Source organism: Solibacillus isronensis (genome assembly GCF_023715405.1).
Taxonomy (GTDB): domain Bacteria; phylum Bacillota; class Bacilli; order Bacillales_A; family Planococcaceae; genus Solibacillus; species Solibacillus isronensis_B.
Genome location: NZ_JAMBOC010000001.1, coordinates 715,697 through 727,108 on the forward strand (window position 1 = coordinate 715,697; position 11,412 = coordinate 727,108).

At 35.4% G+C, this 11,412-nt stretch carries 9 protein-coding genes; 7 read left to right on the forward strand and 2 right to left on the reverse strand.

Going from position 1 to position 11,412, the window contains the following annotated elements; translation table 11 throughout:
- Positions 1 to 110: 110 nt before the first annotated feature.
- The 3 genes from M3166_RS03715 (at position 111) to M3166_RS03725 (ending at position 4,656) form a co-directional block, all read left to right on the forward strand.
- The gene (locus tag M3166_RS03715; RefSeq protein ID WP_251687456.1) at positions 111 to 1,634 is read left to right on the forward strand and encodes a class I adenylate-forming enzyme family protein; all 1,524 of its coding nucleotides are present in this window, start codon (positions 111 to 113) and stop codon (positions 1,632 to 1,634) included.
- 196 nt (positions 1,635 to 1,830) lie between these two features.
- On the forward strand, positions 1,831 to 4,323 hold the full coding sequence (locus tag M3166_RS03720) for an EAL domain-containing protein (RefSeq protein WP_251687458.1): 2,493 nt from the start codon (positions 1,831 to 1,833) through the stop codon (positions 4,321 to 4,323).
- A gap of 72 nt (positions 4,324 to 4,395) precedes the next feature.
- On the forward strand, positions 4,396 to 4,656 hold the full coding sequence (locus M3166_RS03725; RefSeq protein WP_251687460.1) for an alpha/beta-type small acid-soluble spore protein: 261 nt from the start codon (positions 4,396 to 4,398) through the stop codon (positions 4,654 to 4,656).
- Between the two features lie 99 nt (positions 4,657 to 4,755).
- Here M3166_RS03725 and M3166_RS19480 read toward each other — a convergent pair whose 3' ends face one another.
- Positions 4,756 to 5,061: a DUF5658 family protein gene (locus M3166_RS19480; protein ID WP_353056552.1), complete on the reverse strand. Its 306-nt coding sequence runs from the start codon at positions 5,059 to 5,061 to the stop codon at positions 4,756 to 4,758.
- 447 nt (positions 5,062 to 5,508) lie between these two features.
- On the opposite strand from M3166_RS19480, the gene M3166_RS03730 reads away from it, so the two are divergent.
- A complete protein-coding gene (locus tag M3166_RS03730; protein WP_251687462.1) occupies positions 5,509 to 5,724 on the forward strand; it encodes a hypothetical protein in 216 nt (71 codons plus the stop codon).
- 158 nt (positions 5,725 to 5,882) lie between these two features.
- On the opposite strand, the gene M3166_RS03735 is transcribed toward M3166_RS03730, so the two are convergent.
- Positions 5,883 to 7,676 (reverse strand): V4R domain-containing protein, encoded by a 1,794-nt coding sequence (locus M3166_RS03735; RefSeq protein ID WP_251687464.1) that lies wholly within the window; start codon positions 7,674 to 7,676, stop codon positions 5,883 to 5,885.
- A gap of 189 nt (positions 7,677 to 7,865) precedes the next feature.
- On the opposite strand from M3166_RS03735, the gene M3166_RS03740 reads away from it, so the two are divergent.
- The 3 genes from M3166_RS03740 to M3166_RS03750 are packed head-to-tail and all read left to right on the forward strand — an operon-like array spanning position 7,866 to position 11,367.
- On the forward strand, positions 7,866 to 8,732 hold the full coding sequence (locus tag M3166_RS03740) for an alpha/beta fold hydrolase (protein WP_251687467.1): 867 nt from the start codon (positions 7,866 to 7,868) through the stop codon (positions 8,730 to 8,732).
- 11 nt (positions 8,733 to 8,743) lie between these two features.
- Entirely contained in the window at positions 8,744 to 10,315 is a 1,572-nt protein-coding gene (locus M3166_RS03745) for an MFS transporter (protein WP_251687469.1), read from the forward strand.
- A gap of 59 nt (positions 10,316 to 10,374) precedes the next feature.
- Positions 10,375 to 11,367, forward strand: coding sequence for a VOC family protein (locus M3166_RS03750; protein ID WP_251687471.1), 993 nt, complete (start codon positions 10,375 to 10,377; stop codon positions 11,365 to 11,367).
- The last annotated feature ends 45 nt before the right edge of the window (positions 11,368 to 11,412 follow it).

Consider the following 11,412-nt stretch of genomic DNA (forward strand, 5'->3'; position numbering starts at 1 on the left):
TACTAGAACATTGAGATGAAAGTACCTTCGAAAAATATTATAGAATATAAGTTATAAATAAAAATCGGGAGAATATATTATTCCAAAGAAAGTATTAGGAGGATGAGTATTTGGATTTAATCAAACCGATTTTATCGCACGCAAGTAGAATGCCAAATCAAAAAGCATTAGTATTTGGGGATTACACGTACACCTATAAAGAATTAAACGATGAAATTAATCGATATAGTAACGGGTTCATTAATCAAGGTTTAAAAAAAGGTGATAAAGTCAGTCTGTTTTTGAAAAATTCCCATTGGTTTGTCATTTGCGCGTATGCCGTTATGAAAGCAGGCGGTGTCATTGTTCCAATTAACTTTCGTTTAACGGCTAAAGAACTTAATTATATTGTGGAGCAATCTGATTCAATCGCTATTATTACAGATGTGGATCAAACAGAATTAGTTAAGAACGCCATTGCCGATATTACTGCAACACCGGTCATATACAGTGTTGGGGATGCTGAAGCAGGAATTGTCTCTATAAAAGATATCTATACTTCACAGACCGAAAATCCGGATGTGCCAATTACTGCTGAAGATGCTGCACAAATTTTGTATACATCAGGTACAACAGGCAAGCCAAAAGGGGCACTGCTTACACATGGTAACGTCACAAATTTAAATAGTGCGCAAACGGTCATGATGAAATTAAACCATGATGACGTTTATTTATTAGTTGCGCCAGCATTCCATTCGGCAGGATTGAATATGGTTCTTACATCTTGCTTCTTTGCCGGTGCAACAGTTGTCATGATGCGCGACTTCCATCCTGTAGAATCGCTAAAGATGATAGAACAGCATAAAGTAACGCTATTCTTCGGTGTACCTGCTATGTACAACGCCTTTTTCATGGTTCCAAAAGGTTCGTATGATTTATCAACAGTTCGGGGTTATGTGTACGGAGCGGCACCGATGTCACCAAGTATGATTGAAAAAGCTGTAGAGTATTTAGGTTCAGACCAGTTCTATAATGCCTGTGGTTTAACGGAAGGTGGACCAGGAGGGGTTTATTTAACGCCTGAAGAACATAAGACAAAGCTTGGTGCGAGTGGAAAAGCGATGACTTTTCTGGACGTTCGTGTAGTAAATGGTTATATGGAAGATGTATTGCCTGGTGAAGTGGGAGAATTCATTATGCGCGGAGAATCAGTTATGAAAGAATACTATAAAAAACCGGAGGAAACAGCGCAAACATTTCGAGATGGTTGGCTTTTAACGGGTGATTTGGCGACGATAGATGACGAAGGGTATATTACACTTGTAGACCGAAAGAAGGACATGATTATCTCAGGCGGTGAAAATGTTTATTCGGTTGAAGTGGAACAAATCTTAAACGGTTACCCTGGAATTGTAGAATGTGCAATTATCGGTTTACCTGACCCGAAATGGGGAGAGGTAGTAACAGCTGTGATTGTTAAAAAGGAAGAGATTGAGATCGATGAAGAAGATATTATAGCCTATTGCCGCAGTCATTTAGCGGGTTATAAGCTGCCGCGTCATTTTATATATGTAGAATCTTTACCTCGAAATGTATCAGGGAAAATATTAAAATATCAATTACGAGAAAACTGGAAAGAAAAAATAATCAATTAACAGTGCCATAATATAGAGTGCATATGGATTGTACCCCAATTGTTAGGAACATTTGACAATTGAGGTACAGTTTTTTTTTTGTAATGTTTAATATGATAAATTACTAAATTGTTTAATGCATTAATAGGTTAAATTAAGTAAAATAATAAAGAATAATATTTTAAATTAGAAATATTGCGAAAAAATAGGTGATGATATGAGTGTTAATACAAAAAAAATATCAAATATTAGGGAGGAAATTAGCGATTTTTTCATTTCCTCTTTTGATTCCAAAAACAAGGAATCAAACATTGTACACAAAATGCTGGATGATATTTTAAATGCTATGAATGAATCAACAAATATAACGATTACAGATTATGACGGCACAATACTTTATGTGAATAGTAATTTTTGCCGACTTTCAAAATTTGAAAAGGAAGAAATCATAGGACAAAACCATCGAATAGTCAATTCTGGATTTCATTCTGAAGAGTTTTTCATTCAACTATGGGAAACGATTAGGAGCGGTTATACTTGGCGCGGTGAAATTCAACATAGAGCAAAGGATGGCACTGTTTTCTGGGTATTTGAAATCATTGTGCCAATCCTTGATGAGGAAGGGCAGCCGTATTATTTCGTTAGTTTTCAAACGGATGTCACAGAAAATAAACAGATGGAATCACAGTTTAAACTGAATTTTATTCGGACATTTCAAAACCTTCAAAATGGTATTTTTAAAGTAAGAAAAGAACAGGATGGTACGTTGAAATATATCCTGTCAGAAGGAAAACTGATGGCTGAAATTGGCGCGGGTGCAGAGCTGATTTTATCCAAATCACCTTTTGATGTATTTGACCAAGACATTGCAAAAATAAAAGAAAAAATGTATACAAAAGCGCTCAAAGGTAAGAAAGTACAGTATGAGATAGAGTTAGGCGGCAAACTTATTTTCGTCGATATCGAACCCATCCGACATAACGGGGAAGTAACAGAAATCGTTGGAACGGTTCACGATTTTTCGCAATTTAGAGAAGTTCAAAAGCAATTAAAAGTAAATGAAGAACGATACCAGTCTTTAATCAATTACAGTCATGAATATATTACAATGCTGGATAAAGAAGGTACCATTGTACATATGAATGCGAAAACATTGGAACTACTCGGAATAGAGGAAACCGTGTTTGGAAAAATGAGTATTATCGATGTTACTGTTGAAGAAGAACGCCCAGTTATTGCAGCCTACTTAGCAAAGGCATTACAAGGAGAAGTTCAATTTTTTGAGTTTGAAGTTAAGAATAACGGGCAACGAAGATTTTTAAATGTAACATTAGTACCAATGGTTATGGATAATGAAATAGACGTGATCTATTCAATCGGGAAAGATATTACAGAAGAAAAACTTGTGCAAGAACGCAATGCATTTTTAGCCCATCATGATGAATTAACAGGTTTACCAAATCGTCGATGGATGGAAAAAAAAATTCAGGATTCTTTAAAACAGGCAGAAGAAAATAAAAAGAAAATGGCGATATTATCTTTAGATTTGGACCGATTTAAATCGATTAATGATACGTTAGGGCATGCTGTAGGTGATGAATTATTACAGCAAATCGCAGTAAGATTGAACACCAATCCTTATAAAGATAAGTATCATGTAGCCCGAATGGGTGGCGATGAATTAATGCTTCTCTGCCCGAACTTTGAAACGAGAGATGAAGTAATTGAAATCGCCCAAAACATATTAGAAAGCTTAAAATATCCTTTTTATGTGCAAGGATCTGAATTACTTTTAACCGCGAGTATTGGAATTGACTTTTATCCTTCCAATGATGCCAATGTAACTGAATTGATGAAAAGGGTGGATGTTGCACTTTACAAGGCGAAAGAGTTTGGTCGAAATATGTATCAAATTTATGATTCATCGATGAACCAGGCGAATTATCAGTCATTCGTGATGGAGCGAGATTTAAGGAAAGCAATTATGAACGAAGAATTTGTTGCCTATCTCCAACCGAGAGTAGACGCATTAACAGGGAAAATAGTGAGTGCAGAAGCGCTTGTACGATGGAATCATCCGGAACATGGTTTAATTTCGCCAGGACTATTCATTCCGATTGCTGAAGAAACAGGATTAATAATAGCAATCGGAAAATGGATGAAGAAAAGAGTCAGTGAACAATTAGTTGCATGGAGAAATGCCGGGTTGCCGCTTGTTCCGATAAGTGTAAATATTAGTTCTAAGCGATTTTTACAGCAAGGGTTTGCTGAAGAAATCAGTGAATTATTAGAACAATACGAGTTAGAAGGCAAGTGGTTAGAAATCGAAATTACCGAAAACTCGATCATGCTCAATGAAGAAAATGTTCAGAAAACACTGTTGGATTTAAAAGAAATGGGCGTTAAAATTTATATCGATGACTTTGGAACGGGTTATTCATCATTCAACTATTTGAAGATATTTAAAATAGATGGGGTTAAGATAGATCAATCGTTTATTCGAGATATTTCCCACAATCCAGAAAACGCCACTATTACATCAGCCATGATAAAAATGGCGCAACTATTAAAGTTAGAAGTGATCGCTGAAGGTGTTGAAACAAAAGAAGAATTGGATTTCCTTCTAGGAGAAAATTGCCGATATATTCAAGGCTTTTACTTTGGCAAACCATGTCCGATTGAAGAATTTGAGAATTCCTTTATAAAGTGAAGTAATCCTTAACATTATCTGCCAGTATTTTTTGCTTTTATATGCCTATGCTAGCTTAAAAGGAGCAATCTTATGGCAAAGAAGAATCGAAATAAAATTCTTGTACCCGAAGCTAAACAAGAGCTGGATTTATTAAAAGCGAAAGTAACCGGTTCTAGCAACCCTGAAGTGACAGCGCTAGAGGTAGCTAAGGAATTAGGTATCCCTCTAAAAGAAGGATATAACGGCAAACTTACTTCTTTTGAAGCTGGTAAAGTAGGCGGGAAAATTGGTGGTAGCATGGTTAAGGAGCTTATTAAAATGGCACAAGAAAGTTTAAAGAAAGAACAATGAATAAAAAGTGCTGCAAATTCCTTAGTATTAAGGGTTTGCAGCACTTTTTTTTATTAGAAGACGATTTCATTTTAAGTACTCAACTAATTCTGAATTTTACTACAACAATGAAATCCATGTCATGTGCATAACAAATATCCCAGTATATAAGAACATGACGAAAGTAAGAACTACTCGCCAAACATTCGTTAATCTTGTAGGGAAATTTGATTTCCACAGTAACAACATGGCACCAGATAAGGCGACTTTTATTCCAAGGATTGTTAAGGGCGAAAACGAACTCATCAACGGGTTCGCTTCTTCAATCCATTCATTACTGAGTCCCCAAGCCGTACAAATGCCATCAATTAGATTTAATAATAAAATAACCAACAACATACGTTTGATATTGAACAAGTTTTTCATAGTCACTCATTGCTCGAATAGCAAGCTCTCCTTGTCTACATTCCTCTTAATCACTCCAACTTTAGATAAGCATTTACCAAAGTGATTATTTTTATACTGTTTATATAACTGGAATGAAAGGGGAGGGTATATGAGGAAGTATATAAAGTTAGTGAACAATACGAGTTTTATACATTATATTAATTGGCTAAATTTTAAGAGCGGATCAGGCCCCGTCTAAGATACTGCTGTATATCATTTCTTTTGGATTAAAATATTAAGTAAAATTGGTAATATAAATTTCGCGAGATAGTATATATAACCTAAACGATTAATGGATTATTTGAAAAGTATACATAAGTGAGAAAATATACACAGAAATAACTGAGAGAAAAGTCTTATAGTAGACTATAATTTAAAAATAGGAATATTATGAAAAAGATAGTAATCGAGAGGAACTAACGTCACATGAATGTAAACAGTTTAGAAGCACACACAATCAAAGCAATGATAGGTAATACTATTGCAGAAAAGAAAAACAATCAAAAAGTAGAAGTACCTGTAACCGATCAAATAGTAGTGGCAGCAAAAGAGGTAACAATGAGTTCAGAAGTATTGGATCTTGTTAATAACACTTATGCGGTAGAAGGACATTTACAAAAATGGCGAGGTACTGTTCGATAATACATAAGTTTAAATTACATAAACGAGCTTTGAAATAATTACATACTAAGCAGCACAATTCTTGAAAAAAGAATTGTGCTTTTGTAGATAAACGTGTTATTGGATATATGATTTTGAAAAAACAAGATTTGCACGACCATCCAGACCCAACTTACTGCTCACCATTTTAATTCTCCAAGTGTAATTAAGGATTCAATTAATAATAATAAATACGAAGCTGTTGAAAATTCTTTTAAATTTTTAGCTGTTATATCTTCTATTTTCCTGATTCGGTACTGAAGTCCACCCATTGATAGTGATAGATCCTGCATTGTTTTTTCAAGGTGTTTCCCATTGATTAAATATCTATAGAGGGTATAGAGAAGTTCGTCATTGCCTTCTTTTAATAAGTCCTTCAGTTCCTCCATAGCTATTTGTTTAATTGTATCGAGATCTGTATTACTTAAAAAGTTACCCAATATACCAAGTTCTTCATACGTAATGATAGTTTTCTTACGCGGCAAATTAACAGCATGGTTTGCTTGTTTCACATAATGTGGGAGGTTCGTTAAAGATAAAGATTGTATGCTAATACCTATTTTATATTGTAGGGTAGGGTTATTTTTTTGAATTTGGTTAAGAACCTTTATTAACTCGTTAGTTAATAAATCAATTGGTTTTCCATTGTAAATCAGCACTACAATATCGTTTTGTATAAGCGTAAGTAACGCATCAATATAAAAGAATTTGAATGCTTGGGAGAACTGTAACAATTGATCATACGAATCAATTAGTAAATACTGATTTTTAGGGTCAACAAATTTTATTTTAAGGATATAATATGGTCCTTCAATATTGTTCGAAATATAATTAAGATGCGAAGCGAATTCATTTAGGGAAGCGTGTTGCTGATTAATTAATTGATCTAAGACGGATATTTTCAGCCGTTCAGTCGTTTCGAAACTAATTTTTTCTTTCATGAAGCAAAGAGTCGCTACAGAAGCTAGCCGTTCTAAAAATAAATAATCGTTATCATCGACTGCCTGATTTTCTTTATAAATAAAAGAACAAGTTGCAAATTTTTTTTGGTCTAAGTTAATCGGGGTCGTCATTTCATAAAAGGGTCCAATTTTTTTATAAATTGTTTCATTATGCCTGTTAAGTGTTGTTTTATTTTTGGGAGACGTATTTATTCTCGCATATTCTTCTTCTGTGATGCCTCTTACCGCTACGAGTTTGTTGTGAATATTTTTGATAATGATGGGGATGTTGAGCAAGTCATATGCTGTTGACAATACATGATTTAAGCTATCTTCTTTCACAACACAATCTGTTAATTGACTGTGATAAGTTAATACTTTATTTAACGTTCTTTTTTGATGAAGTAAATTATCATAAGTTAAAGAGAGCTCCTCGAAAATTGTAGGATTTTGTTTGAGAATTTCATTGTCAGGCTCTTTTTCCATCCAATATCGTTTCGAATTGATTTCGAAGCTGCAATCAGGATAACCCATCGATTGACATTTTGTTTCGATTGCATAAACCTCTTCATTGTAAATCGTTGATAAGTAGCCGCTAGCAAATCCACTAAGCGTAAAACAAGCACATTGTGAAGATAACCCAAAATGCTCGAGATGCAATTTTGCTTCAAATGAATCGAACCATTTTCCAAATACTTCTTCAAACTCCAGTGTGCCATCAGTTAACTTCGTAATTTTACCAAGTGCTTCAATACCGGATATATGACCAAGATTTCGGTGGACTTCAGAAGCAAGTGTTATTAAATCGTCGACAGATGAATAGTTGCGCATTAATTCTTCCGCTTTAGAAACACCCAAATCTCTTCCGAAATGAAATAAAAAGGAATTTGCTCTTTTTACTCCTATATTTTCGATTAAAGCCTTCCTTAATACTCCAAAACCTTGTGATGTAATAATTAAATCAGTTGATATATTTGATGTGTTAATGACCAATATCATGCTCCCCCTCTTAATTACAAAACGTCGTTAGTTATATTTTAATGGATGCTTGAAATAGTACAATGAAAATTATCAGAAAATTTAAAAATAAAAATGAAAAATACTCTTAAATTAGTAAAAAAAAATAGTTAATCTAAAGTTAATAACGTGACGGCGTTAAAAAAATTTAGGGGGTTTTAAAAGATGGGTAGTTATGAAACGAAAAAAGTGAATACGGGTAGTTTTAATAGTTTTTACTGTGAAGGTGGTGTCGGAAATAGTGAGACTATTATATTCTTACATGGCTCAGGTCCAGGCGCAAATTCCGAGTCAAACTGGAGTCGCGTCCTGAATAAATTAAGTGAAACGTATCATGTAATTGCACCCGACATGATTGGGTTCGGTAAAACAGATTTACCGGAAGACACAAAGATCACATTTTGGGAATGGACTACTGCTCGCGTAAGACAGGTACTTGAAATTATGGATTATAACAATATTGAAAAGGCTCACTTAGTAGGGAATTCAATGGGGGGAGTAGTGTCGTTAAATGCGTTGATGTATGATGAAAGCCGATTTGATAAAGTCGTTTTAATGGGAAGCGGTGGTGGAGCACCGAATAGTGGACCAACACCAGAAATTGTTCGTATGACACAATTCTTTAGAGATCCAACAATTCAGGCATTTAGAAATTTAATTACTTGGTTTATGTATGATGAGTCCGTTGTTGGCGACCAATTAGAGGAAATTGTGAAAATGCGTTATGAAAATATTATGCAACCGGAAACTCGTGAACTATATCCTACATTATTCGCAACATTACCACATGAGTTAACGATTCCACCAAGTGCACTGCGCCGCATCAAGCAACAAGTGCTATTAATTCATGGTTACGAAGATCGTTTTGTACCACACAGCTCTAGCCTATCGGTACTTGAACATCTTCCAAATGCAGAACTTGTGTTATTAAAAGAATGTGGTCATTGGGTACAAATTGAAAAGTTCGACCGTTTCATCCAGTTAGTTAATCAATTCTTTAGTCAAGCTTCAGAAGTACAATTAACTAAATAAGAGGTGAATTGATGAGGAAAAATTCATGGTTTATCTATATAGTCCTGTTGCTCGGGATATTTGTTGCTCTGGAAGCAAACGCTTTTAGTACACCAGCGATACCTTATATTAGTGCCGATTTTGGAATTAGTGTTGCAAATAGTGGTGTTTTAACTTTATTGGCTAGTGCTGCTGCAATTGCTTTGTCACCATTATTTGGTCGTTTGGGCGATCAAATAGGGAGGAAGAAAGTAATTGTTGCGGGTCTAATCATTTTTGTCCTCGCACAAACTCTTAAAGTTTTTACACCGCACGTATCATTTTATCTAGTAGGGGCTTTATTTCAAGGTGTTGGTTATGCATTAATTTTCCCGAATGTTTTTGCCTATATACCTGAGTTGTTTCCAACAGAAAAAAGAGGTAAGGCCATTGGTCTATTTATGCTCTTCTCATATATTGCAACCGGCACAGGAGGCGCAATTTCAGGGGCTCTAATCGAAACATGGGGCTGGCGATCGGTATATGCTGTAAGCGCATTCTTATCATTGATCGGTTTACTTCTCATAAGTTTATTTGTACCAAAGAGTGAAAGAGGTAAAAAATCTGAGCTTGATTATAAAGGTGTAACTATCTTTATGACGGCTATTACACTGCTTGTTGGCCTTCCTTTGATTTATACAAATTTTGGCGTGAGTTGGCTAATTGGAGGAGCCGTCACATTTGTAATTGTGCTTTTGGTATTCCTGCAAATGCAAAAGAAAGAAAAAAATCCTACGGTCGATTTAAAATTACTCAAAATGAAGGGCGTCTATATTCCTTCAATTTTGATTGCAGTACAAAATTTTATGATGTTAAGCATATTAATGTCGTTAACATTCTTGGCAGCAGATAACCCGAATGTTTCTGCACTGCAGGTAGGGATGATTACAACTGTATTATTTACAACAGCTATGGTAATATCCCCTCTCATAGGTTACTTATTGGATCGCTTTAATCCAATATACCTTGTATATCTATCAATTATCTCTGGGTTTATTGGTATTGTTCTTTATTTACGTGTCGATATGACCTCTTCATTAATGACAATTTTAACAGTAATGGCTTTTGTTGGTATATGTTCAAGCCTGTTAAATGCTTCGTTAATGAAAATCGTTATCAACTATACACCAGAAGATAAGAAAGGTGTCAGTACAGGTACATTCACACTATTTAAAGATCTGGGATTACCAATTGGTTCAACGTTAGGATTAACAATCTACGGGTTATCAACTTCCCGCGGATTTGATAGTGCTATTACGGCATCTGCAACGGAATTGGGATTGAATGCCGAGCAAACGGTACAGTTAATCGAAGCAAAAACTACAGGTGAAATTCCAATGGCATTGGATACTATTTTAGCGCAGGCAAATGTTCAATTCACTGAGCTGCTGTCAACAGCGAACATGGAAAGTGTAGCTGCCGGTATTCAAACATTAGGCATTATTAACCTTGCATTATTTATTGTCATTGCATTAATTAGTCTTGGTTTATTGAAATTAAAACCAATGTCGGTTGAAGTACCTGAGTTAAATGTACAGCAGAACACGGTTTTAGAGGAAGTATAGGAATTTATGAAAGCGCTATCAGTAAATATATAGAAATATAAATTAACGGGAGGAATTCGATGAAATTCAACTATGCACCAGAAATTGCAAAGCTAGGTCATGTAGCACTAGTGTCCACAGATTTAGAAAAATCGTTATGGTTTTTTAAAGATATTGTAGGTTTAGAAGAAACTATTGAAGTGGATGGTGTTCATTATTTAAGAGCTTGGGGTGATTTCGAACACCATACATTATCTATTACAGCTGGTGAGGAATCTTGTATAGATCATATCGGCTGGAAGGCAAAAAGAAAAGAAGATGTAAACAACTTCGCCATTCTTTTAAGAGAGGCAGGGGTCGAAGTAGAAGAAGTAGCAGCAGGAACTGAAACAGGTCAAGGTGATGCAATCCGTTTTCAACTTCCAAGTGGTCACAATTTCGAAATTTACTTTGAGATGGAGAAGCCGGAACCAGAGTTACATCGAAAAGCCGTGTTGAAAAATCAAACATACAAAGCTTGGGCACGAGGTATTTCTCCACGTCGTATCGATCATGTGAATTTAGCTACGTCCATGGACTCAAAAATTGTAACTGATTTCTTGGCAGAAAAGCTTGGATTTAAAATGCGCGAGTATCTGGTATCACCTGATGATAAGCAAATTTCAGGCTGGATGAGTGTAACACCTTTAGTGCATGACGTTGCTGTTATGTCAACACCTGGAGCAAAAACACCCCATGAACTGCATCACTTGTCATATTGGTTAGATAATTCGCAAGATGTTTTACGTGCGGCAGATATATTGTGTGAGCATGAAATTAAATTTGTTGGACCTGGCAAACACGGTATTTCCCAAGCAATGTATATTTATGTAAAAGATCCGGGGAGCGGTGTACGTCTGGAAATATTCTCTAATGGCTATCTGATTTTCGAGCCGGATTGGGAGCCGGTTAAATGGTCATTTGATGAAATGGCAGTTGGCTTCACATACTGGGGCGAACAGTCGGGCTTATCAAATCCGAAAGATGACGAATCTACATTGACAGCTGGTCGTTTATTAACAAGTGTGGAATAAGTAACTACTCCTATACTATTTTTAATCATCAATAATCCTGGCAGG

Bases quoted from the DNA above. Each gene is read 5' to 3' on its own strand.
- M3166_RS03720 (WP_251687458.1), top strand. From the start codon at position 1,831: ATGAGTGTTAATACAAAAAAAATATCAAATATTAGGGAGGAAATTAGC.
- M3166_RS03725 (WP_251687460.1), top strand. From the start codon at position 4,396: ATGGCAAAGAAGAATCGAAATAAAATTCTTGTACCCGAAGCTAAACAA.
- M3166_RS19480 (WP_353056552.1), bottom strand. From the start codon at position 5,061: ATGAAAAACTTGTTCAATATCAAACGTATGTTGTTGGTTATTTTATTA.
- M3166_RS03730 (WP_251687462.1), top strand. From the start codon at position 5,509: ATGAATGTAAACAGTTTAGAAGCACACACAATCAAAGCAATGATAGGT.
- M3166_RS03740 (WP_251687467.1), top strand. From the start codon at position 7,866: ATGGGTAGTTATGAAACGAAAAAAGTGAATACGGGTAGTTTTAATAGT.
- M3166_RS03745 (WP_251687469.1), top strand. From the start codon at position 8,744: ATGAGGAAAAATTCATGGTTTATCTATATAGTCCTGTTGCTCGGGATA.
- M3166_RS03750 (WP_251687471.1), top strand. From the start codon at position 10,375: ATGAAATTCAACTATGCACCAGAAATTGCAAAGCTAGGTCATGTAGCA.